The organism is Providencia sp. PROV201 (assembly GCF_028479545.1).
GTDB lineage: Bacteria > Pseudomonadota > Gammaproteobacteria > Enterobacterales > Enterobacteriaceae > Providencia > Providencia huaxiensis.
On the sequence record NZ_JAMPNW010000028.1, the window covers coordinates 1 to 24,340 of the forward strand.

At 40.6% G+C, this 24,340-nt stretch carries 22 protein-coding genes; 3 read left to right on the forward strand and 19 right to left on the reverse strand.

The genetic code is table 11. The annotated features are described in order from the left end of the window. Positions 1-199 precede the first annotated feature (199 nt). From PR809_RS17825 to PR809_RS17855, 7 genes are all read right to left on the reverse strand, one after another. Positions 200-925: an ArsR/SmtB family transcription factor gene (locus PR809_RS17825; RefSeq protein WP_229597548.1), complete on the reverse strand. Its 726-nt coding sequence runs from the start codon at positions 923-925 to the stop codon at positions 200-202. Further along, the gene (locus PR809_RS17830) at positions 907-1,296 is read right to left on the reverse strand and encodes an amino acid-binding protein (protein ID WP_102138271.1); all 390 of its coding nucleotides are present in this window, start codon (positions 1,294-1,296) and stop codon (positions 907-909) included. Before PR809_RS17830 ends, PR809_RS17825 begins: the two co-directional genes overlap by 19 nt. After that, positions 1,289-1,612, reverse strand: coding sequence for an antibiotic biosynthesis monooxygenase family protein (locus PR809_RS17835; protein WP_166266245.1), 324 nt, complete (start codon positions 1,610-1,612; stop codon positions 1,289-1,291). Before PR809_RS17835 ends, PR809_RS17830 begins: the two co-directional genes overlap by 8 nt. A gap of 112 nt (positions 1,613-1,724) precedes the next feature. Next, the gene (locus PR809_RS17840) at positions 1,725-2,057 is read right to left on the reverse strand and encodes a YfiM family lipoprotein (protein WP_195698313.1); all 333 of its coding nucleotides are present in this window, start codon (positions 2,055-2,057) and stop codon (positions 1,725-1,727) included. A gap of 73 nt (positions 2,058-2,130) precedes the next feature. Beyond that, entirely contained in the window at positions 2,131-3,486 is a 1,356-nt protein-coding gene (pssA, locus tag PR809_RS17845) for a CDP-diacylglycerol--serine O-phosphatidyltransferase (protein ID WP_102138274.1), read from the reverse strand. Positions 3,487-3,645: 159 nt separating this feature from the next. Further along, positions 3,646-6,291, reverse strand: a complete 2,646-nt coding sequence (locus PR809_RS17850; protein ID WP_206276881.1) for a bifunctional acetate--CoA ligase family protein/GNAT family N-acetyltransferase — start codon at positions 6,289-6,291, stop codon at positions 3,646-3,648. Positions 6,292-6,519: 228 nt separating this feature from the next. Continuing rightward, positions 6,520-7,221: a tRNA-uridine aminocarboxypropyltransferase gene (locus tag PR809_RS17855; protein WP_206276880.1), complete on the reverse strand. Its 702-nt coding sequence runs from the start codon at positions 7,219-7,221 to the stop codon at positions 6,520-6,522. Positions 7,222-7,389: 168 nt separating this feature from the next. Here PR809_RS17855 and PR809_RS17860 point away from each other — a divergent pair, with 168 nt between their 5' ends. After that, positions 7,390-8,484 (forward strand): tRNA/rRNA methyltransferase, encoded by a 1,095-nt coding sequence (locus PR809_RS17860; RefSeq protein WP_102138277.1) that lies wholly within the window; start codon positions 7,390-7,392, stop codon positions 8,482-8,484. Between the two features lie 107 nt (positions 8,485-8,591). Here the strand turns inward: PR809_RS17860 and emrB are convergent, their stop codons facing one another. The 11 genes from emrB to nrdH all read right to left on the reverse strand — a co-directional run bounded on the left by emrB (position 8,592) and on the right by nrdH (position 22,023). Next, entirely contained in the window at positions 8,592-10,127 is a 1,536-nt protein-coding gene (gene emrB / locus PR809_RS17865) for a multidrug efflux MFS transporter permease subunit EmrB (protein ID WP_272524595.1), read from the reverse strand. A gap of 14 nt (positions 10,128-10,141) precedes the next feature. Then, a complete protein-coding gene (emrA, locus tag PR809_RS17870) occupies positions 10,142-11,323 on the reverse strand; it encodes a multidrug efflux MFS transporter periplasmic adaptor subunit EmrA (RefSeq protein WP_102138279.1) in 1,182 nt (393 codons plus the stop codon). Between the two features lie 216 nt (positions 11,324-11,539). Beyond that, positions 11,540-12,055 carry a transcriptional repressor MprA gene (mprA, locus tag PR809_RS17875; RefSeq protein ID WP_272524596.1) on the reverse strand — a complete coding sequence of 172 codons (516 nt, stop codon included), beginning with the start codon at positions 12,053-12,055 and terminating at the stop codon, positions 11,540-11,542. Positions 12,056-12,708: 653 nt separating this feature from the next. After that, positions 12,709-13,908, reverse strand: coding sequence for an MFS transporter (locus tag PR809_RS17880; protein ID WP_195698316.1), 1,200 nt, complete (start codon positions 13,906-13,908; stop codon positions 12,709-12,711). Between the two features lie 129 nt (positions 13,909-14,037). Next, positions 14,038-15,033: a glycine betaine/L-proline ABC transporter substrate-binding protein ProX gene (gene proX / locus PR809_RS17885; protein WP_102138282.1), complete on the reverse strand. Its 996-nt coding sequence runs from the start codon at positions 15,031-15,033 to the stop codon at positions 14,038-14,040. A 102-nt stretch (positions 15,034-15,135) separates the two neighbouring features. Next, positions 15,136-16,311 carry a glycine betaine/L-proline ABC transporter permease ProW gene (proW, locus tag PR809_RS17890; protein ID WP_241098782.1) on the reverse strand — a complete coding sequence of 392 codons (1,176 nt, stop codon included), beginning with the start codon at positions 16,309-16,311 and terminating at the stop codon, positions 15,136-15,138. After that, positions 16,304-17,503, reverse strand: a complete 1,200-nt coding sequence (gene proV / locus PR809_RS17895; RefSeq protein WP_004257111.1) for a glycine betaine/L-proline ABC transporter ATP-binding protein ProV — start codon at positions 17,501-17,503, stop codon at positions 16,304-16,306. Before proV ends, proW begins: the two co-directional genes overlap by 8 nt. 741 nt (positions 17,504-18,244) lie before the next feature. After that, positions 18,245-19,216, reverse strand: a complete 972-nt coding sequence (nrdF, locus tag PR809_RS17900) for a class 1b ribonucleoside-diphosphate reductase subunit beta (RefSeq protein WP_102138284.1) — start codon at positions 19,214-19,216, stop codon at positions 18,245-18,247. A gap of 13 nt (positions 19,217-19,229) precedes the next feature. Beyond that, the gene (gene nrdE, locus PR809_RS17905; RefSeq protein WP_102138285.1) at positions 19,230-21,362 is read right to left on the reverse strand and encodes a class 1b ribonucleoside-diphosphate reductase subunit alpha; all 2,133 of its coding nucleotides are present in this window, start codon (positions 21,360-21,362) and stop codon (positions 19,230-19,232) included. 11 nt (positions 21,363-21,373) lie between these two features. Further along, complete coding sequence (gene nrdI, locus PR809_RS17910) at positions 21,374-21,787, reverse strand: class Ib ribonucleoside-diphosphate reductase assembly flavoprotein NrdI (RefSeq protein ID WP_166266274.1); 414 nt, start codon at positions 21,785-21,787, stop codon at positions 21,374-21,376. Between the two features lie 8 nt (positions 21,788-21,795). Next, positions 21,796-22,023, reverse strand: coding sequence for a glutaredoxin-like protein NrdH (gene nrdH / locus PR809_RS17915; RefSeq protein ID WP_102138287.1), 228 nt, complete (start codon positions 22,021-22,023; stop codon positions 21,796-21,798). 288 nt (positions 22,024-22,311) lie between these two features. On the opposite strand from nrdH, the gene PR809_RS17920 reads away from it, so the two are divergent. Beyond that, positions 22,312-22,770 carry a methylated-DNA--[protein]-cysteine S-methyltransferase gene (locus PR809_RS17920; protein WP_102138288.1) on the forward strand — a complete coding sequence of 153 codons (459 nt, stop codon included), beginning with the start codon at positions 22,312-22,314 and terminating at the stop codon, positions 22,768-22,770. A 216-nt stretch (positions 22,771-22,986) separates the two neighbouring features. After that, positions 22,987-23,196, forward strand: a complete 210-nt coding sequence (gene cspE / locus PR809_RS17925) for a transcription antiterminator/RNA stability regulator CspE (RefSeq protein WP_004257099.1) — start codon at positions 22,987-22,989, stop codon at positions 23,194-23,196. A gap of 133 nt (positions 23,197-23,329) precedes the next feature. Here cspE and lipA read toward each other — a convergent pair whose 3' ends face one another. Next, positions 23,330-24,295 carry a lipoyl synthase gene (gene lipA / locus PR809_RS17930; RefSeq protein ID WP_102138289.1) on the reverse strand — a complete coding sequence of 322 codons (966 nt, stop codon included), beginning with the start codon at positions 24,293-24,295 and terminating at the stop codon, positions 23,330-23,332. Between the last annotated feature and the right edge of the window lie 45 nt (positions 24,296-24,340).

Here is a 24,340-nt window from a genome sequence, read left to right on the forward strand (position 1 = left end):
TCAAAGCCCCGTGATGAAAATCACGGGGCTTTTTTATATCATTAATATTATTGGGTTTTATAGATAATGAGCCATAATAGGTGGCTTGAAGCGTTATTTGAGGAAAACACAGTCTTACGTCTGCTTTAATTGGTTCTACAAGTATATTATTAAATCGTTTTAGGATAGAAAGTAACTGTTCACTATTTGGGGGGAGAATTTAAGCTATATTAATATCAAATATACGCTTTAAGGCTTTCTTGCCATTGGAAGTAAAAGTAACGTCTCTATAGCCTTTTGTTTTATCTATCCATTTGTTTTCTTCAAAGAATTGTAGCAGTAATGATCCTGCGAGCCCTCCTAAGTGCATACGTCTTTCACTCCAATCTAAACAAGCACATGCTATTTTCCGTTTTGTATGAGGAACAATATCTATCCCCAATTTTTTGAATTGCTCGGCACCAATCATGGATAATTTATTCTCTTTAGCCATAAACCAGCCATTTTTATCCATAAATTCATATATTTTAACAGCAATTTCTCCTGCCAAGTGGTCATAGCAGGTGCGTGCTTTTCGTAGATGTATAGGCGTTGTTATTGGGAGGGTATACTCCAATTTCATAGATACCCCCATTAATGTTTCTAATAATTCGGCAATGTCTGAGCCTGCAAGTCGATAATAGCGGTGCCTTCCTTGAGATAGACAACTAATTAAGTGGCTATTTAAAAGCTTAGCTAGATGTGCACTTGTTGTTGATGGCGCTATGTCTGCAACTGCGCTTAATTCTGTTGCTGTCCATGCTCTGCCATCCATTAATGCACACAAAATGCTGACCCTTGAAGGATCAGCAATTGCAGAAGCAACTTTTGCGATGGATTGTTCTAATGGTTCTTTTTCTTCAATGAGAATGCTATTTTTGCTGGGTATCATGGTTGGCTTTCCCATTGTTTCGTCACTTCAGCGGCTAACATATCATTGTCTGTTATTAATATTAGCCTATTATTATGGTCGCTATATTGAACTAAGATATTAATTTGGTGAAGTGCGAGTTGAGAAACAATTTCGCCGAGTTCACCTGGACGCTCTTGTTTCAATTTGCGGATAACCGGTTGTATAGTACTTTCAATCTGTAAACCCACAGTTGCTAAGGCACTACGCGCTTTTTCTGGCTGGGTAACAAGAAAGTGAGCGTGGCTTTTTCCTCCGATAGAAAAAACGCCACCGCCTTCAAGACCAACACCATGTTTCCCTAATGTTGTTGCTAACAGAGCTAGAGCACCTACTTGATTTTCAAGAATAACATGAATGTCATACATCAGAGCTATCCTCTTTATTGAATGAGTAATCCTTTAGTGTATGAGCAATTCGAATTCGATAATGGGAAAAAATGGCTTGTTGCCCTTCAACTTGCGCATTGATATGCATGAAATGGTTTTTCCATTTTTTTATAGCTTCCTCTGTTTCCCACCATGAAAGTGAGAGGATTTTTCCTTCCGTTGTGACAGATTGAAAACGCTCGACAGCAATGAACCCTTCAATATTCATAAGTTCAGATTTAAGTTTGGCTGCCAATTCGAAATAACGGTCTTTTTGCGCAGGTATTGGGGTGGCTTCAAAAATGACGGCAATCATAAAATACTCCTTAGTGTATAAAGCTCAACTATAAGGATTTAATTTATAGATACTTCGATGGTGAGCGAAATATTGAAAATAGGAATTTAAAAGATAGGGAAAAGAAGGCGGGTCATTTTAAGGACTGATATAAACTGTAACCCGCTATTGACCCTGCTACATCATAGACAAAATCATGCCAACTCCAACCGGTGCCCGCAGGCCTGCTATCATAAAGCTCTTTTGCTGCGCCAAGAGATACTGAAAACAGAATACCGAATATGGCCGCATCACGGTGTTGTATGTTTTGTTTATCTGCATAAGCATTGCCAGCTGCAGCCATAGCCGCTGAAAATGCAAAATGCTGAGCTTTATCTTTGCCTTGCCAATTATCATTAGCCCAATGGAAACCCTGACATCCTGTCAAAACGAGCATAAATAAGCTAATGATTAGTGACTTGAACATATTTGCTGGGATACCTAGAAAATTAAAGTAGCAAAATAAAAGCGCCACTGGTGTGACGCTTGTTGTTTAAAATCTAAAGAATGCGGCTAATTAAGCGGTCGACTCGTATTCGACGTAGTCTTCGGATTAATTTCTTCACTTTAACTGGATAGGTTTGAATGCTGTCTAGTTCACGATAATGGCTAACAACTTTTGTATGCGTTCGGATACACGCTAGTTCGTGGCTACGTTGCTCTTGCAATTGTTGTTTTGGATCGTGAATTAATACTGCATTTTCAAGATCTAAGCCCCATGCGCGAGGGTTTAAGTTATTACCGGTGATCAACTGCCACTGATTATCAACCCACATACCTTTTAAGTGATAGGTATTATCGCCATCTTTCCAGAGCCTAACTGTTAATTGTTGGCTGTCAATAAAGCGTTGTAAGCGGCTGACAAAGCGACGCAGATTGATTTCGTAAAGATAGGGCAATGCACCTATAATTTTAAATGGTTCTTCGGGGGGGATATAAAAATCATTGGCGGTTTTGTCACCAATGATAATTTCGACCTCTTTACCATCACGCAGTAACCTGTTGATGATTCGGACTAAAACTGCGGGCAGATTAAAATAAGGTGTACAGATAGTTAATTTATTACTGGTCGACCCCATTAAGTGGGTGATGACTCGGTTTAAATCATTTTTCTTACCAAGCCCGACAAAAGGGGTAACCGATAATGCATCATTTGACGCATTTCCTGTAAATTGGTAAGAAGCGCCCCTTAAGCTTAAGCGAAATTGTTTGATTAAATGCTTAAACTCTGCTGTTTTAGGACGAGTTTCAGTATTGAGCAAATGAACCGCTTCGGCAGGCAATAATGATGCATCAATAAATTTTTTCATTGATGCAGTGAGTTGCCCATTTTTAATCAGGTGGTATCTATCATAACGGTATCTATCATGACGTTGTAAATACACGTCATTAATACTCGCTCCGCTATATAGCAAGGTATCATCAAATAAAAAGCCTTTGAGGTGTAGTACACCAAGGGCTTCCCGTGTATTGACAGGAATACCATAGATAGGAATTTCGATATCAGGGTAATGCTGAGCAACATCATAATACCAATCGGCATTAGTTGCATTTGCAGCAACTCCTATACGCCCTCGTTGAGCACGGTGCCAGTCTACGAGAATTTTGATATCCAATGATGTATTAGCTTGTTTTGCAGCATATAGAGCATGAAGTACGTCTTTGCCTGCATCGTCTTTCTCTAAATACAAAGCCGTTATGTAGATAGTATTTTGAGCTTGAGAGATTTGCTTAAGCAGTTCATCACGAAAATCTTCTGTCTTATATAGCGTTTTTACATCAGCAACTTCTTGAGAGAGTTTTGGTAAACTTAACAAATATTGTTGATGTTTTGCTTGTTTTAATTTTGACAACATCACAGTGTAAATTTTCTCTTATTAGTCTAATAGCAACTCGCTTTGCGCACATTTTTAAGCGAATGATCTATGGATGATAGCATATTTAGCTAAACCATTTAGTATAAATTGACGACTTGTTTAATTACTATACAAGTTAAGCCGTGTCCTTAGATATTTCTATAAGTGAAGTGTCAGATTAACGACTCCGTCTTCAAATTGAACGTCAATCTCAAAGCCCAGTTTTTTCGCTAGGCTTATCATATTACGGTTTTCAGGCATGGTTATTGCTGTTAGTTTTTTAATGCCGTGGCTCCGAGTATAGTTAAGTAGCTTTTGCATGAGTTGATAACCGAGCGTTTGCCCCTTCATATCGGAGCGAACCAGTACTGCAAATTCGGCTTCTTGGTTATCAGGATCAGCCATTGCTCGCGTGACGCCAATAATTTCAGGCGTAGTATTTGGGTTTTTTACCGCAACGAAAGCCATTTCTCGGTCATAATCAATTTGTGTCATATTGGCGAGGTCATCGTGGGTGAATTCGCTGATCTCGCTAAAATAGCGATAATAAAGATCCTCTTTTGTCACTTGTTCTATAAAGGATTTTAGCAACGGTTCATCTTCAGGAAGGATCGGACGTAGCAAGCACGTAAGATCTTCTTTTAAATGGATTGTTTCTTCTAGTTCACTAGGGTAAGGGCGGATCGCTAGCCTTGATGTGGTCGCATCATCTGTTGGGCTTAATGTCATTGAGACATCAAGTAAAGTAAATTCATCTCCTGAAGCGAGCAATGGGTGGATGTCTAACCTTGTAATATTTGGGCAATCTATAATTAAATTTGAAACTCGCACTAATAAAGCTGATAGCCCTATAATATTTAAGGGTTCTAAAGCGCTTCGAGATTTGATTTTATAACTTTTGATAGCATTAATAACGAGGTAGCGAGCTAAAGCCATATTCAGTGGTGGAAGAGCGACGGCAGCTTGGCTCTCTTGTTGCCACTCAATACCACCTTCTCCTAGCATGATGAGAGGACCAAAAACAGGGTCTAGCTCAACAGCAATTCTAAGTTCTTGGGCACCTGCTCGATTAGCCATACTTTGGACTAATAGCCCTTCAATTCGTGCATTAGGGAAATTTGTTGAAACACGCTCCATAATCGCTTTGGCGGCATCTTCTACTTCTTTAGCATTGCGCAAATAGAGCATGACCCCTTGTACTTCTGACTTGTGTACAATATCAGGAGAACGCAGTTTTAAAGCAACTGGGTAACCAATTTTTTCTGCAATTTCAATGGCTTCATTGCTAGAGTGCGCTATCCATGTGGGTAAACTATTTAACCCGTAGGCTTTTAAAATAGGTTGAACTTCATGCGTATCCAGGTGCAACTTATTATTTTCCAATGCTTGCTGAATATATTCATGAGCCTGTTGTGTATTAGCGGTGATACCTACTGGAAGGGCTGGCGTTTCTTTTAATTGTTTTTGGTTACGGCGATATTCCACCATATGCATGTAAGCGGTTATTGCCCCTTCTGGAGTACGGTAGGTTGGGATCCCCGCTTCACTAAATAGGCGACGAGATTCTTGAGATGAATATTCTCCACACCAGTTGGTTAAGATAGTTAGCCATTTTCCGCGTGGATGTTGCTTTATGGTTTTAATGATTTTTTCTGCCATGGTTTTGCTTTCAGTTATCGCACTGGGTGTGTGGATAAGCAATAAAGCGTCATGGTCGTGGCTGTCGAGCATTTTGTTCAATACATTGATATAGCGCTCAACGGTGGAGTCATCCCCTAGGTCAATCGGGTTTTTCGTCGATAAATCAAGTGGTAGCAGTGAACTTAATTCATTTTCTGTTTCAATACTTAACGTTGCAAGTTTGCCACTACGCAAGAGAAGTTCGTCTAGCGCCATCGCGGCAGGGGCAGAGCCATTGCTCATGATTGAAAGACGCTCACCACGTAATGGCGTCATATAGCTTAATGTTTCAACCGCAGAAAACATTTCGTGAGTATCCTGCACGCGAAGTAGCCCTGCACGCTGGATAGCGGCGTCATAAGCGGCATCTAGGCTCGGTTTATCGCCCAGAAGCTCTTGTGCTTTACGGGTTCGACCGCTTTTTATCACCAATATAGGTTTATTGCGTGAGGCGCTGCGAGATGACGATAAGAAGCGTCGTGCATCACTAATGCTTTCGAGGTACAACAAAATGGCACTGGTTTTGCTGTCACGCGCTAAATAATCGAGTAAATCGTCAATATCAATATCGATGCTATCACCCAAGGCAATAAAATAAGAAAAGCCGATGTCTCGGTGCCTTGCCCAATCCAGAACGGTATTTGATACCGCAGCAGATTGAGAGATAAAAGCGAGCTTTCCTTTTAAGATTGGAATTGGTGAAAAACTCGCATTCAGGCCCTGCCAAGGGGCTAAAAAACCTAGGCTATTCGGGCCTAATAAGCGAATTTGATATTGCTGTGCGACTTTTTTTAATTCATTAAACTGAATTGAAGGGGACGATAAAATAATTACCACCTTACAGCCTGCTTCCCCTAATTGCTGTAAACAGGTGATATTACGTGAGTAATGAGTGCAGATAACGGCAAGGTCAGGTTTGAGCGGTAATTTATCTATAGACGGATAGGCAAGCACGCCAAGGACAGAGTCTCGGTTTGGGTTAACAGGCAGAATAGGGCCTTTAAAGCCACTGGTAAGCAGGTTTTTCATCATAACCGAACCTGCACGGCCCGGATTTTCAGATGCTCCAATGACAACGATAGACTTTGGTCTGAATAAAGATTCTAACTGACTGACTAAACCCATGGTTGATAACCCTTTGCTTTGCTGAACGAGATAGGCGTCCAATAGATAAAAATTGGCTGAGTAATACTTATGAATACTATGCCTTATCTTTGCGATTGCGCTAGTTTATCTAGTGAGTTTAATTAATTTATACAAGCACGTTCACGTTTTATTAGCACGACGATCTAAAAGTTGTCATTTAATGGTACTGGGCTCGAAAAGAAAGCGGAAAACAGTACCAATAAATAGTTAGAGGTGGGATTCGGTAAGTAGCTTCTGTGCAATAGGGTGATGTGGTTTTCCTTCAAGATATTTTTGGCGGAAAAGATTGAAGTGGCTAAATAGTTGTTTTGACGCGTTTAAATCTCCCGCTAGTTCTAAAACGGTAGCAGCTACCTCAGCGGTACAATGTTGTTCTTCCCTTGATGGCGTACGTAGTAAATAATCCGTTCTTGCTTTGGTATTAATTGAAAGCATTGGAATATCATTAAGATAAGGACTTTTACGAAACATTTTACGTGCTTCTGGCCAGGTCCCATCGAGTAAAATAAATAAAGCGGGTTTATCCGACAAAGTAGGTTCATTGACCACGACACGTTCATTTTGAGCGTAGCTTTCTGGAAAAATAAGGTAAGGTTGCCTTGTAGTGTCTTGCAATGCCGCCAGTAGTTGCGCATCAGGCTCTGTTCTTGACCATTGAAAGGCCAAAGTGTCGGATAAAACATCCGCAATCAATTTTCCCGTATTACTTGGCTTGAATACTTCGCCATCAAACATAATTAAGCAGAATTGGCTTTTTGCTTGTGACGATACGGTGTCTTGGCACAGGCACTGTGGAATAGGTAACAAGCAATATTGGCAACGTTTTACTCGGCAGCCCCGCGCTTTAAACGGTTTAGTCGATAATGCGAGGCGCTGTTGACGCAGGTGATAAACGGCATTCGGAGTCATGTTGAGTTATATTTTTAGGCCTAAAATGAAGGCGCATATTGTACGCAAAACGATTTCTATACGATAGAAGTATATTCAATAACTTTTAGATGAGATAATAGAGTGAATCGGTAGCGTAGCCATGCAACATCATGTAATCTTCGCGCCATAGCTTAGTAGGGGATAGTGATGAACGACTCGAATGATTTTAGTGGTAAAAACGGCAAAGTAAAAGTGATGTATGTCCGCAGTGAAGAGCAGGACAACAATACAGGTAATGATAAACGCCGAGGCGGTGGCCGTGACGATAGGCGTGGTAATGACAAACGTGGTGGCGATAGACGAGATGGTGCTCGCCAAGATCGTGGTGGTCGCTCAAGTCGCCCTGAAGGCGGTCGTGAAGGTCGTCGCTCCGATAACCGTAATGATGCACCTCGTGAGCGTTCACCTTGGCGCACTGTTTCTAAGCCAGATAGCGAAGAGTTAGCGAATGACCATGGCGGAATTGTTGGTAAGAGTCAAATTGACCCGGAACAGTTGCGTAAGCAGCGCCAAGAAGAAACCCGTATCTATGGTGAGAATGCATGCCAAGCCATGTTTAAAAACCGCCCTGATGCGATTGTTCGCGCGTGGTTCTTGCAATCTGTCACGCCGCGTTTTCGTGATGCGCTAAAATGGATGGCTGCAAATCGCAAGGCTTACCATGTTGTCGATGACGAAGAGTTATCGAAAGCATCGGGAACTGAACATCATGGTGGCGTCTGTTTTATCATCAAAAAACGCGGTGGTATGAGTGCAGATGCTTACTTGCAGCAAGCGACAGGTAATGACTGCGTCTTAGCTCTGGAAGATGTGGGAAATCCACATAATCTGGGCGGTATTATGCGTAGTTGTGCGCACTTTGGTATCAAAGGTGTGATTTTGCAGGATGCTGGCATGCTGGAGTCTGGTGCGGCAATTCGTACCGCAGAAGGTGGTGCTGAGCACATTAAAGCGATTGATGCCGATGGGTTAACGGATACTTTGGATAAATTCCGCAAAGCGGGTTATACCATTGTGACGACTTCCAGCCATAAAGGCAGCCAAGATCTCGCAAAAGCGAAGTTACCTGCCAAAATGGTATTAGTTTTAGGCCAAGAAAGTGATGGTTTAAGTGATAGCACGTGGGACCAAGGTGATATGAGCCTGTATATCGGTGGAACAGGTAAAGTGGAAAGCTTGAACGTGTCTGTTGCAACGGGAATTATGTTGGCGCAGTGGTGGCAACAAAACCAAGTTAAATAATACTTTTCCGTTATAAGATATCTAAAGCCATACATAAAAGGATGTGTTTCCTGCTATGTATGGCTTTTTGATATCTGTCATCAAGACGACTTAGTGGGATGGGCTCATTAATGAGCGCCACCGTCTTTTGACCCCGCCCCAAATGGTGGCTTAGCGAACCAGACAATCACCATCAGTAGGATAAAAATTCCAGCTGAGAGCCAAAATATCTCATTGGCTGACATAATCAGCCCTTGGTCAGTAATGGTTTTAGCAAGGTAGGCTGCACTTTGCTGCTCATTCATGCCAATTTTCGCCAGCTCACTGTACATCTGTTGGGCATTTGGGTTGTATGGGTTAACAAACTCAGCAAGGTTTTCATGGTGCATTGACTCTCTTTGGGTCCACATAGTTGTGGTAATCGATGTCCCAATTGCTCCAGCTAAGGTTCGAGTAAAGTTGGACAAACTAGATGCAGAGGCCATTTTTTCTGGTGGTAGGCCAGATAATGTAATGGTTGTCAAAGGCATAAAGAAACAAGCGATAGCTAAGCCCTGCACAAATTGCGGCCATGCGGCTTCGGCAAAACTCATTCCAGGTTCGAAAGTATAAGCACGCCAATAGTAACAAACGGCATAGATAATAAAGCTGAATGTAACTAAGTAACGCATATCAATTCGGTTACCAAAGCGCCCTATAATTGGCGTAATCAGTAGCGGTAATAACCCTACAGGAGCAGAGGCTAGCCCAGCCCAGGTCGCCGTATAGCCATAAACCTCTTGCAGCAATTGCGGCAGTAGTACAATCGACCCAAAATAGAGCATGTAAGCGAGACTTAAGGACAAACAGCCAATCGTAAAGTTGCGTTCTTTAAACAGGGACAAGTCGATGACAGGATGGTCGTCGGTGAGCTCCCAAACAATTAAAAAGGCAATTGCGACAACGGCAATAACGGTTAGGACGATAATTTCAGTCGAGTTAAACCAATCCAACTCTTTGCCTTGGTCAAGCATGATTTGTAAAGCACCAATACCGACAACCAATAGTACCAAACCAATAGTATCAATACGCTGAATGGATATTTTAGTTTCACGGCCTTTTAAGGTACGCATGATGGCAAAAATAATCGCAATACTAAATGGCACATTGATAAAGAATATCCAGCCCCAATGGTAGTTATCACTAATATAACCACCAAGAATCGGTCCGCAAATAGGAGCAATAACGATAGTCATTGACCAAAGGGCGAGGGCCATGTTGCGTTTGGCGGGAGGATAATTATTAAGCAGCAAGCTTTGAGACAAAGGAATGAGCGGCCCTGCAACTAAACCTTGTAAAACACGGAATAAGATCAGCATTTCTAAGCTGCCAGAAATACCGCACAGCCATGAAGTTAAAGCGAATAAGCCTGTAGACCATAAAAATAGCCTGACTTCACCAATCCTACGCGCTAGCCAACCAGTGACAGGGATGGAGATGGCATTGGCAACACCGAAAGAGGTTATTACCCATGTCCCTTGTGAGTTGGATGCCCCTAAGTTTCCAGCAATGGTCGGAATAGCTACGTTAGCAATTGTGGAATCAAGAACTTGCATAAATGTTGCCAACGAAAGGGCAATCGTCATCCAGGCGAGTTTTGATCCCGTTAAAGGTGCTGTCGTCACGATTGCACCTCCACCTATTGATTTCCTAGGTTATTATTAATTATCTCAGTAACTATTTTGTCTGCAGGAGACATATCCACAGCTAATGCAGCGGTATGGTAAGCTGGTGTATCACGCATCCCTTTAGAAAGCACTTTGCCGTTTTTATCTAACGTATCAACTGTTACTTCGGTGGATAAACCGATACGTAGTGGATGCTCTTCAAGCTGAGTTTTATCTAAGGAAATGCGCACAGGAAGGCGCTGGACTACTTTGATCCAGTTACCACTGGCATTTTGTGCAGGTAATAAAGAGAATGCGCTACCTGTTCCCATATCAAGTCCCACAACAGTGCCGCTGAATACGATATCTTTACCGTAAAAGTCAGTCGTGACCTTCGCTGGCTGGCCGATACGCATATCTGCAAGTTGTGTTTCTTTAAAGTTCGCATCAATCCACATCCCCTCGGAAGGGACAATAGCCATTAACGGTGTTGAAGGGGTGATTTGTGAGCCTACTTGTACACTGCGACGAGAAACATAGCCATCAACAGGGCTGACAATTTTCGTTCGTTGTAAAGTCAGCCAAGCATTTCTAACTTGGGTCGCTGCTTGCTCTACAGCTGGCTGTTTTTCAATTGAGGTATTTAGAACGATGGCTTGATTCGCATTATATTGTTCTATTGCCACGTCTAATGCCGCTTTAGCACTGACAACGGCTTCTCTAGCGTGCTGCAGTTCTTCTTTACCAATAACATGGCTGCTGCCTAACACTTCTCGACGTTTTAAATCATTCTGTAAGCGGTTTAATTCAGAACGTTTTACCTGAATATTGGCTTGGAGCTGGCGGCTATTAACCATGTGCTGGCGGGTCTGACGGACGCTGTTTGCTAATTCTGTTTTTGCTTTATCTAGAGTTAGCTCTGCATCACGTGGGTCGAGTTCAACCAAAACGGTGCCACTTGTCACAAAATCGGTATTATCCACATTGACCGTCATGACGCTCCCGGAAACTTGGGATTGTATTTGTACTTGATTTCCTGCGACATAAGCGTTGTCTGTTGACTCATAGTGGCGAAGAACGAGATACCAGTAGACCGCCCAGCCAACGCCTATAATAATAAATAATAGTGTCAAAAAGATAAGCGCACTTTTGCGTTGTCTTTTTTTATTTCGTTGGGGAGTTTGCGTTTGTTGCATTTCCTCAGGGGAACTCATACTCGTATTTCTCCATTTCTATGGATAAGGATCACGGTTGTTTCCAGTAGTTAGGTGTTAACCACTGGAAACTGAGACTACAAATGATTTTGCTGTTTGATGGGATATCGTAAAGCATAAGGGTGAAAGGATAATGATATATTATTGGCTGAAAAGTTTTTTTTCACCGTTGAGCTTAAGAATGGCTCAAATACATTAACCTTACAAAAGTTATGGTCAATCTTTTATAGTATCCAGTTTTGTCAGTAATTTACGCATTAGCGTATTAAGTTGTTGTTTTTCATCAATATCTAAAACAGACCAAATATCAATTAATGCGCTGTGCTGAGGTGGTAATAGACCATTTAAAAATTCAGTCCCTTTTTCTGTGAGGTGTAGATGAAGGCAACGTCTATCATTGTGACTCTCTTTGCGTTCAATCCAACCATTTTTTTCCAGTTCATCTGCAATGCGTGTCGCATTGGTTCGTGAGGAACCAAGGGCAGCACTGAGTTCAGATGGCTGAATACTGCGGGAGTCTTTTGTATCAAGGATCATGAGCAACATAAATAGTGTTTCATTAATACCTTGGGACCTTAACATATTATTTCGCGCTTCAAGTAATTTCCCATGAACATGCATGCATAGGCGTGTTAGGAGAATTTCTTGATACGGAATAGGGCTTTCACGTGAATCTTGCTGTTCTACACGAGTATTGAGTAACTCTTCAGTAGGTGTAAATGAACTTTCCATTATTGGGATACCTTATTAGTTTCAGTTGGTAAGATTACAACTGTCATCAACCATCTAAATGGTATATTAAAAGATAGAATTAGCAATTGTACTTAATTAATATCGCCGATTTTATTTTGATAATGATACATGATTCATAAATTTTATGAATGTAATTTACCTATTTTAGTATAGCGTACTAACTATTTTATACTGATAGTGTCACTTTTGGTTGCGAAATAACCAATTCAACACTTAATTAAAGGCTAATTTCAATCATATGAAACAATATATAATCACATGACATTAACTCAATACCATTTTTTTTGTTACCCAATAATTACAACTTAGATAGATACACTTATATCATAAGTATAACTACCTATTTTTGTATAATTAAAACATTATTTGACGTAACAGTAATTTGAGATTTTAACAGTTATACTACCTTCTTAAAGAGTCATTGTATTTGTTTAACTGTGTCATTCACTAATATTTACTTTGTTTATTATTACAGTTGATAACTATTGGTTCTATGATAAACGGTCTACTACTTCAACATATTGGTAGATAAGATTGAGGCACATAACTTCAATGTATTATGATTTTTTATCTATTTATGAGACCTCAAAAATCGTTCTCTCAAAATGCATTGATGCCAGTATGAGTAATAACTAGTCATCAGTTATGGTGATGATGGGATCAAAACGAATGCCAATAGCCCAAATGATTAAACTTAGGGTCGTCAAAATTGCTCCTGCAACTGCTACGCCTTCCCAACCTGCATGTTCATAGGCATAACCTGAAAGCAGGGAACCGAGTGCTCCACCTATGAAATAACTCGTCATATAGCCGGCCGTTAGGCGATTACGCGCTTCAGGTAATATACGATATAACGTACTCTGGCTCGTGACATGAACGGCTTGCACCGCAAGGTCTAGCACCAAAACCCCGATGATAAACGCGACGAGAGAATATTTAGCTAAACCGATGGGGATCCAGGACAATAGTAATAAAACCAATCCGATTGTTGTGATGATTTTTCCTTTACCTTTATCGACAAGATGCCCTGCTTGGGAGGCCATCAGTGCGCCTGCGGCACCGACTAAGCCAAATAAGCCAATAGTCCCTTCGGAGTAATTGAATGGCGGGCTGGCTAACAAAAAAGCCATTGCGGTCCATAATAAACCAAAGTTGGCAAATGATAATGCACCTAGGGAAGCACGTACCGCAAGCACTGGGGTCCCAAAAAATAGTCGGCCAATAGAGCAAATAAGCTGAAAATAGTTTAAGTTGGTTTTTTGATGGTAACGAGGGAGTTTAATTGCTAGAACAATCATTAACAGCATTAATAATGCAAAAGCCACCCAATAGATAGCGCGCCAGCCACCGACCATAGCAACAGCGCCTGAAACCGTTCTTGCAAGTAGAATTCCCAGTAATAGCCCACTCATGATCATCCCCACCGCTTTACCGCGTTTATGTGGTTTAGCAATAGACGCAGCGAGTGGGATCAGGACTTGTGCAACAACCGAAAATAGCCCTGTCAGGGCAGTGCCTAAAAGGATTTGCCAAATATTATTTGAAAGCGCTGTAATTAATAACCCTAATGCCGAAAGAAAGGTCATGGTTAAAATTAAACGCTTGCGTTCAAACAAATCTCCCAGCGGGACTAAAAAAAGTAAACCTGCCGCATAGCCCAGTTGGGCCGCGGTGACAATAAACCCAGCCATATTCGTGGTTAAATTAAACTGCCCCGCAATGGTGTCTAAAAGCGGTTGAGCATAGTAATTACTGGCAACGACGAGACCTGTGGCAATGGCCATTAAAATAGTGAGGCCTGTTGTTAGCTCTGCAGTTTGGGTCTGTTTCATGAGGATTACCTATTATTAGCTAGGCGACTACTATAAACAAAATTTATTACCTTGGTTTATTTCTTTTTGTCATTGATGCAAAAAAGCCACCGGTTAGGGTGGCTAAGGTTATAATCGGGTTGTTTGTTCTTACTTAGCGGCTGCTTGCGCTTCCTTTACCCAACCGTCAAAAGTGGATTGGTGAGCTTTGATCCAAGCATTTGTGTGGCGCTGAATGTCTGATTGTGATGCTTCACCATTATGCATTCTTAAATTCTGCGCATTAATATCGGCAATAGGCAGCTTCATTACTTCAAATAATTTTGCTGCAGCAGGGTTATCCGCTGCCCATTTTTTATTGGCGACAATATGCATGGTATTTGGTGGGAAACCATAGTTTTTTCCGTTAGGTAATGCTGTATCTGTTTTTTCACCATTTGGCATTGATGAGAATGGCACTTCTAACCAGACCACGTCACGACCCGGCTTGAGGACATCACTTATCCAGTAAGGCGTCCACGTATAATATAAAATAGGCTTACCTTCTTTATATCGGGTAATGGTATCCGCCATCATCGCGGCGTAGTTACCTTGGTTATGGTCGACGGTTTTTTCTAGGTCATAAGCTTTTAAATGGTTATTAATAGCAGCTTCACAGCCCCAACCTGGGTTACATCCCGTTAAATCCGCTTTACCATTACCATTTGAATCGAAGAGTTTAGCAATTTTAGGGTCTTTGAGTTGTTCAACATTGGTAATGTTGTATTTCTCAGCCGTTTTTTTGTCGATAAGGTAGCCTTGAGCCGCATTGACAACATAGTTGCCTTGACGATAGAACACATTATCACCGCCAGCGGCGTCATATTGCGCATTATGTAAAGGAACCCAGCTGGTGGCTAAGTAAGTCGCATCACCGTTCGCAATAGATGCGTAAGCCACGTTATAGTCGACCTCTTTGATAGGCTGAACATCATAGCCGAGCTCTTCAAGGGCTTTCGCCACAATCAGTGTTTGGAACGTTTCCTCACTGATCGTACTTTGTACAGGGTTAATTTTTATCCCTTTGCCCGGAAGGTCGTCCGCACTTGCTAATGGGACGGTAAATATGGCTGTTAGTGCAGATGCAAGAATGATTTTATGTTTCATTATATTGTTCCCTCTGTTTTTTCGCAGCGAGCTTGGCTTTAAAGTTAAGAGCCAAGTTAGGTGCCACGTGAATGGCACTCAGGTGAATGGAGGATATTTTGATTAATGGTTTTTTTTACAAAATGGGCGCATAACTAACCCAATAGGGCCTTTTTGATACCAACGACATGATGTTTTGCCGCGCGTATCTTGCCCCAAAGATTGGGTAAAACGGTCTAAAATGATAGCTAGAATAACAATACCGACCCCTCCGACAGACGCGAGACCCATATCAAGGCGACCAATACCGCGTAAGACCATTTGGCCTAAGCCCCCGACGGCGATCATTGATGCGATAACAACCATCGACAGCGCTAACATCAAGGTTTGGTTTACCCCGGCCATAATAGTTGGCATCGCCAATGGCAATTGCACTTTAAATAGCATTTGGCGGGGACTTGCACCGAATGATTCAGCGGCTTCAATTAAGTCAGCTGGGACTTGTTTGATCCCTAAAATGGTCAAACGAATGATTGGCGGTAGAGCAAATATTATGGTGACGACGACACCAGGCACATTACCGATACCAAATAACATAACAATCGGGACTAAATAGACGAATGCGGGTGTGGTTTGCATCGCATCAAGTAATGGGCGAATAACTTTAGCCGCTCTATCACTACGCGCTAGCCAAATACCTAGCGGTAGTCCTATCACAATACAAAATAGTAAAGACGTGAGGACCAGAGAGAGTGTCACCATGGCTTCCGACCAAGCCCCAATTGCTCCGATGGCTATCATCGAAATAAATGTGGCCACACCCATTGCACGTCCCGCTAATTGCCAAGCGAGTAACGCGAAAATGATAATGGCAACGGGGGACGGGAGTGAGGTAAGAAATTGTTCAAACCCACTCAAAATGAAATCAATAGGAGCACGTATTCCTTGGAATACAGGACGAAAGTTGAGGACAACCCAGTCAATTGCATGTGCAACCCATGAATCAAGGGGGATCAGCGTGTGCTGGAAGGGATCCATAATATTAAACTGGTCGGGTATGATGCTATCTGTTGGGGCGGCATCAAGCCAATCACTCGAACTGGTATCAGCAGGTGTTGTTGTGTCTGATGCATTGCCCCAAGGATCATCCGCAGACGTATTTGTCTCGCTAGAGCTTGTCGCTGCCCATGGGTCATCAGCTGGTATATTTTCAGTACCTTGTGTTGGTGTATCAGTGACTTCAGTGTCAGCCCATGGATCTTGCTGGTTAGTGGTTGTTTCTTGATTTTGCTTACTCATTTGGTGTCTCCTTATCCAGCGCTTGTAACAGCATTCCTTTTGAAATCACGCCCAAATACCGGTTTTTTTCGTTAATAACCGGAACGGCGCAAGGGGCCTGTGCTACTGTAGAAATAACTTCATTTAAGGATGTATCACCTTGAATTGGTTCGATATCAGTTAAAATTGCGGCTTCAATACCTGCTTTTTCATGAAGCGCTTTTTCTAAGGATTCAACAGAAACCACACCGGCAAAAGTATGTCCTCGAGAAATTAAATAACCGTGATAGCGATCTTCATCGTTAAGGACTTTTAGCGCGGAGCGAGGACCAAAACCCGGTGCGATGTGCAATAGGGCATTTGGTCGTCTGCGTGCGATGTCCTTAGCACTGAAAACTTGGCTGATATCCACACCGCGGAAAAAGGTCTTAACGTAGTCATTCGCAGGGTTATTGAGTATCTCATCAGGTGTGCCGACTTGAACGACAACGCCTCCTTGCATAATGGCAATGCGGTCACCAATTCTCATGGCTTCATCAAGATCATGGGAAATAAAGACAATCGTGCGTTGTTTGTCCCCTTGCAAGGAGAGCAGTTCATCTTGCATTTCTGTACGAATTAGTGGGTCGAGGGCTGAGAATGCTTCATCCATTAACAGAATATCTGGGTCATTGGCGAGTGCTCTGGCTAACCCGATACGTTGGCGCATCCCGCCAGATAGCTCATCTGGATATGAATTTGCCCATTTTTCAAGGTTAACTTGCTCAAGCGCATTCATGGCTTTCTTATGGCGCTCTTCTTTTGGGATACCAGAAAGTTCCATGCCAAAAGCGGTGTTATCGATGACGTTCATATGTGGCATCAACGCAAAGGATTGAAACACCATACTAATTTTTGTTCGCCTAACTTCGCGCAGTGCTTTGTCAGAGATATTGGAAATATCTTCTCCGTCTATCATGACTTGCCCGCTAGTTGGTTCTATCAGGCGATTGAGGAGGCGCACCAAGGTCGATTTCCCTGAGCCAGAAAGTCCCATGACAACAAAGATTTCGCCTTCTTCAATCGTCAGATTAACATCTTGAACACCTACGGTAAGGCCTGTTTTTTCAAAGATATCATCTTTATTCATACCTGATTCTAATAGCTTAAATGCTTGATCAGGATTATCCCCAAATATTTTATATAAATTTTTAACTTGTAATTTTATTGCCATATATTATTTACCCAATTTTCAATCAACATGGAAGATAAATTACCTATATTGAATGTGATGAATTCTATAGTGATAGTTAACACTATGTTTCCTAACTATGCTTCCTAACTATGATTATCCTTTGAAAATTATTAGGGCAGAGATTCCTATATTTAGTTTAATGGGCTAGTTAATTATGGATTAAATTTAAATTCCTCCGTTTGAGTTATTAGTAAAATTTGCAAGCAATAAACCCTAGCATAATAAAATCAGCTGACAACCCTAGGTTAAGTATAATTAATCAAAAAATTAGAGAGGAATAATGATTTTATTAGTGTAAATAAAATCGATATCTAAGCTATATACTAATAACCTCTATAATATTCATGTTAGTGTTAACTCGCTGGTGAGATTGAATTTATTTAAAAATAATTTACTTTTAATTTATCAATGTGGGGATTACATGCTCTGTTCTATTTTTAGGTGAAACAGATGCTGGATTGATGGGTGAAAAAAAAGAAATTAACAGTAAATGTATTAATTAAATTTATCTAAAATAAAGTGAAACTTGATTGAATTGAGAAATAAGGCCAGATTAACTCATTAAAAATGAATAATTGAACAGATATACATATAAAAAACGAACCTAATTGTTCGTTTATTGAGCCAAAAAATACCATGACAAATAATTTTGTTATAATTCATCATGGTATGATTTTTATTGTGAGCTGTTTTTATTGATAAACTAAATTAACGATTTAGTTAAAAGTCCCAGTCATCATCTTCGGTACTGACTGCTTTACCAATAATATAAGATGAACCTGAGCCTGAAAAGAAATCATGATTTTCATTTGCATCAGGAGATAATGCCGATAATATCGCGGCACTCACATCGGTGACAGTATCTGGAAATAAGGCTTCATAACCTAAGTTCATTAATGCTTTATTTGCATTGTAATGAAGGAACTTTTTGACATCTTCTGACCAACCAACTGTGTCATAAAGTTCTTGGGTATATTTCACTTCATTTTCATATAAATCGAATAATAATGAAAATGTGAAATCCTTAATTTCTTTTTGAGCATTTTCATCGTATTGTGTTAATGATTTTTGGAATTTATAACCAATATAATAGCCATGTATAGCTTCATCACGAATAATTAAACGTATAAGGTCGGCGGTATTAGTTAACTTCCCTCTACTTGACCAATACATTGGTAAATAGAAACCTGAATAAAATAGAAATGATTCTAAAAAGACGCTAGCGACCTTTTTCTTTAAAGGGTGTGAATCACAATAGTAAGATAGGATGATCTTCGCTTTATTTTGTAATGCAATGTTTTCTTCACTCCAGCGGTATGCATCATCGACATCAGTCGTGGAGCAAAGTGTTGAAAATATTGAGCTATAAGAGCGTGCATGTACGGCTTCCATAAAGCTAATATTTGATAAAACCGCTTCTTCATGAGGTGTTTGAGCATCTGGCATTAAACAAGGTGCACCAACCGTATTTTGAATGGTATCTAGTAGCGTGAGGCCAGTAAATACGCGTATCGTTAGCTGTTTTTCTGCAGCAGTTAGGGTATTCCAAGAAGGAATATCATTAGATAATGGCACTTTTTCTGGAAGCCAAAAATTACTGGTTAATCGGTTCCATACTTCTAAGTCTTTATCATCCTGAATGCGGTTCCAGTTAATGGCTTTTATTGGTGTGTTAGATGTGCTGGTGGTCATAAATATTTTCCTATTACAAAGTGCAAGATACGCAGCCTTCGACCTCTGTTCCTTCGAGGGCAGTTTGGCGTAATCGGATGTAATACAATGTCTTGATTCCTTTTCGCCAGGCATATATTTGCGCTCGGTTAATATCTCGTGTGGTGGCATCATCTTTAAAAAAGAGAGTCAAAGATAAACCTTGGTCAACGTGCTGAGTTGCCATGGCATAAGTATCAATAATTTTTTCAGGACCGATTTGGTAAGCATCTTGGTAATATTCTAAGTTTTCATTCGTCATAAAAGGAGCTGGATAGTAAACACGGCCAATTTTACCTTCTTTACGAATTTCAATTCGTGAGACAATGGGGTGGATGCTTGATGTTGAATTATTGATGTAAGAGATAGACCCTGTAGGCGGGATCGCTTGCAAGTTCTGGTTATAAATCCCATAGGTAATGACAGACTGCTTTAAGGCTTGCCAATCTTCACGAGTTGGAATTTCGATACCCGAACGTCGGAATAATTCCTGAACGGTTTGTGTTTTTGGTAGCCAAATATTGTTGATATATTTATCAAAATAATCACCAGAGGCATAAGTTGAATGTTCAAAACCAACAAATGCAGTTTTTCTTTCAATGGCTAATTGGTTTGACGTTTTTAATGCGTAATAGGTGACCGTATAAAAATAGATATTGGTGAAATCGAGCGCTTCTTCTGAGCCGTAATAGATATGCTCTCTTGCTAGGTAGCCATGTAAATTCATTTGCCCTAATCCAATCGCATGTGATTGCCGGTTACCTTCAGCAATGGAAGGGACAGAACGAATATCACTCATATCTGAAACCGCGCTCAGTGCTCTAACGGCAGCAGCTATTGATTGAGCGAAATTCGGTGAGTCCATCGTTTTAGCGATATTCATGGAGCCTAAATTACAGCTAATATCTTTACCAATTTGTTGATAGCTTAAATCGTCTTCATAAAGACTAGGGCGATTAACTTGCAGTATTTCTGAGCACAGATTGCTCATATTAATACGCCCTGCGATAGGATTAGCTCGGTTGGCCGTATCTTCAAATAAAATATACGGATATCCAGATTCAAACTGGATCTCAGCTAAAGTTTGGAAAAATTCCCGAGCATTAATTTTGTATTTTTTTATCGCTTTGTTATTGACCATTTCATGGTATTTGTCTGTAACACTAATCTCAGACATAGGGACACCATAGATGCGCTCAATATCATAAGGAGAGAACAAATACATGTCCTGGTTATCTTTCGCTAGTTGGAAAGTGATATCAGGGATCACGACCCCTAAAGAAAGTGTTTTAATCCGTATTTTTTCATCTGCATTTTCACGCTTAGTGTCAAGAAAACGCATAATATCAGGGTGATGAGCGTTCAAATAGACTGCGCCAGCGCCTTGCCTAGCACCGAGTTGGTTGGCATAAGAAAATGCATCTTCCAACATTTTCATGACAGGAACAACCCCAGAGGATTGGTTTTCAATCAATTTTATTGGGGCGCCTTGCTCCCGTAAGTTAGTCATCAGAAAGGCGACACCACCCCCTCGTTTGGATAACTGCAAAGCTGAATTTACTGAGCGGCCAATGGATTCCATGTTGTCTTCGATTCTTAAAAGAAAACAAGAAATTAGCTCACCGCGTTGTTTTTTACCGCAGTTAAGAAAAGTGGGAGTGGCGGGTTGAAAACGCCCTGTAATGATTTCATCAACATATAATCTAGCGAGGGACTCATTCCCTTGTGCAAGTGTTAAGGCAACCATACAGACGCGATCTTCATAGCGTTCGAGATAGCGTTTGCCATCAAAAGTTTTCAGTGTATAGCTAGTGTAATATTTAAAGGCACCTAGGAAAGTTTGAAAACGGAATTTGTGAGCGTATGCCTGTTTAAATAATGTTTTTATAAATTCAAAGTTATATTGTTCTAATACACTATTTTCGTAATAATTCTCTTGTACTAAAAAGTCTAACTTTTCTTTTAAATCATGGAAAAATACGGTGTTCTGGTTCACATGCTGTCGAAAATAGTGGTGAGCCGCTTCTTTGTCTTTATCAAATTGAATACGGCCTTCGTTATCATATAAATTCAACATCGCATTGAGTGCATGATAATCGACATCTGATGTATTTTGCATTTTATCCATTTGAAATAACTCTAGTTGTTTGTACGTTGCCAAAACGTTTTTAGGCCTCGTTGAACGGACTGAACATCTTTATCAGTACCAAGAAGTTCAAAACGATATAGGTAGGGGACATGGCATTTTTGCGCGATGATATTCCCAGCTATCGCATAGGCATCGCCAAAATTGGTATTACCCGCAGCAATAACACCACGGATAAGTGCGCGATTGACTTCAATATTAAGAAATTGGATCACTTCTTTTGGAACCGCACCTTTTGTTCCACCGCCACCGTAAGTCGGCAGTAGTAAAACATAAGGTTTTGTCGCAATTAGGCTACTTTTGTGATTGCCAATAGGTAACCGTGTTGCAGGGATATCTAGTTTTTCAATAAAGCGATGGCAATTTTCTGAGCGACTTGAAAAATAGATGAGTGATTCCGTTTCCATGACATCACCTAAGCGGCTAATAGACTAATCATGTCTGGCCGAAAACCCGCCCAATGTTTGTCGCCCGCAATAACGACAGGAACTTGTTGGTAGCCTAATTTTTTTACAAGTTCAAGAGCTTGGCTATCTTCAGTGAGGTCAATAATTTGGTAAGAAATCGCTTTGCGATCTAAGGCTTGATAAGTAGCATTACACTGAACGCAGTTAGGTTTACTATAAATGGTAATCTCAGTCATGTTATTTACCTTTTGAATGTTTAATAGCATTAGAAATAAGGTACGTGATACCCAAATACTATATATAGATTTTTGTTTTATCAACCACACAATATGTAGTGAATATGAAATGTTGAATGATAATTATTCTAATTGTTGGCTAGGTGGTTATTAACATTGAAAATAAAAAAATATCGTATTAGATGATTCAAAGAGACACTCTAAGAAAAAAGATCATTGCAAAGTGGAAATAATTTACTCTATAACTGTATATACAATCAGGTAATTGAGTCCTTTTGAGGAGATACTATGTACCATCAATATTTAGCAACCCCGGATAAATTTCCTAAACCGTGGATCCATATTACGGCTGATGATGACGGAGTAACTAGCCTCTATTTTGTTGATGAAAAAACAGAAAAAGAAACGAAGAATGAACATTCCAAGCTTTGCGTAAAAGAATTAAAGGAATATTTTAATCACAAAAGAACCGCGTTTACGGTTGAATTAAACCCACAAGGAACAGAATTTCAGAAAAAAGTATGGAAACACCTTTGTGGGATCCCTTATGGGGAGCGATGGAGTTATAAAGATTTGGCATTAAAGCTAGGATCCGTCAATTATTGCCGCGCAGTCGGTATGGCAAACTCACGTAATCCAATCTCATTAATTGTTCCTTGTCATCGCGTTCTTGGACACGATGGAAAACTAGTGGGATATACAGGGGGCTTAGATATTAAAGATTGGTTACTTTTGCATGAGAAGTAAAAGCTAAATAATTAGCTATAAGTAATACTATTAGTTGTAATAATTACTATTGTTAAGAATTATTGTCGAAATCAGAGCCCATTCTATCGATAAATAATATTTTTTTATCTTTTTAGTCCATTTTCGTGATCTAGGTTGTAGACAAGTAACTGAGAAATCTGATGTACTGAGCTTGATACAGATGGTGTGTCTATTTTATTTTAAAGGTAATATTTGATGTCTAAAGTTAAAGGTAACGTTAAGTGGTTCAACGAATCTAAAGGTTTTGGTTTTATCACTCCAGAAGATGGTAGCAAAGATGTATTTGTTCACTTTTCTGCGATTATGGGCGATGGTTTCAAAACCTTAGCTGAAGGCCAAAAAGTGGAATTTGAAATTACTGAAGGTGCTAAAGGCCCATCTGCTGCTAACGTTATTCCTCTGTAATTTTTATAATTAAGATTAAAACGAACAGCTGAAAACTCGCCCTAGCTATCTAGGGCGAGTTTTTTTATCTATAAAAAATAAAAAAGGCCTGATATAAACCAGACCTTTTCATCTATAAATTAAACAGTTGAGACTATTTAACTTCTTCGCCTTTAGCTTGTAAATCGGCATGGTAAGAAGAGCGAACGAATGGGCCACAGGCTGCGTGAGTGAAGCCCATTGCCATGGCTTCATCTTTCATTTCATCAAACTCAGCAGGGCTAACATAGCGTTTGACGGGTAAGTGATGACGGCTTGGCTGCAAGTATTGGCCAAGTGTGAGCATCGTGACACCATGGCGACGTAAATCGCGCATAACTTCGATAATCTCTTCATTGGTTTCACCAAGACCGACCATTAACCCAGATTTAGTTGGGATATCGGGGTGCGCTTCTTTAAATTTTTCGAGTAATTTTAAAGACCACTCATAGTTAGCACCTGGGCGAACTTGGCGGTAAACACGTGGCACGTTTTCAAGGTTATGGTTGAACACATCTGGTGGTGTTGCGGTTAAAATCTCTAATGCGCGATCCATACGGCCGCGGAAATCAGGAACCAGTGTTTCAATTTTAATTGATGGGCTTTTTTCACGAATAGCACGAATACAATCAGCAAAATGTTGTGCTCCGCCATCACGTAGGTCATCACGGTCAACTGACGTGATGACGACATAGCGTAGCGCCATATCTTTAATAGTTTGTGCTAATTTTTCAGGTTCGTTTGCATCCGGTGCATTAGGTCGACCATGAGCAACATCGCAGAAAGGACAGCGGCGGGTACAAATAGCGCCCAAAATCATAAAGGTCGCAGTACCGTGGTTAAAACACTCAGAAAGGTTAGGGCACGAAGCCTCTTCACATACAGAGTGTAAGCCATTTTTACGCATGGCGGCTTTAATGCCTTGAATACGAGTGGAGTCAGCAGGAAGCCTAATTTTCATCCAGTCAGGTTTACGTAGAATTTCTTCTCGTTCAGTCACAACGTTTTTGACAGGGATCAGCGCCATTTTGTCGGCGTCACGATATTTAATTCCGCGTTCTATCTGAATTGGTTTACTCATAATATGACGGTTCCAGTTATCTTTTATGCTGATGGATAAGTGATA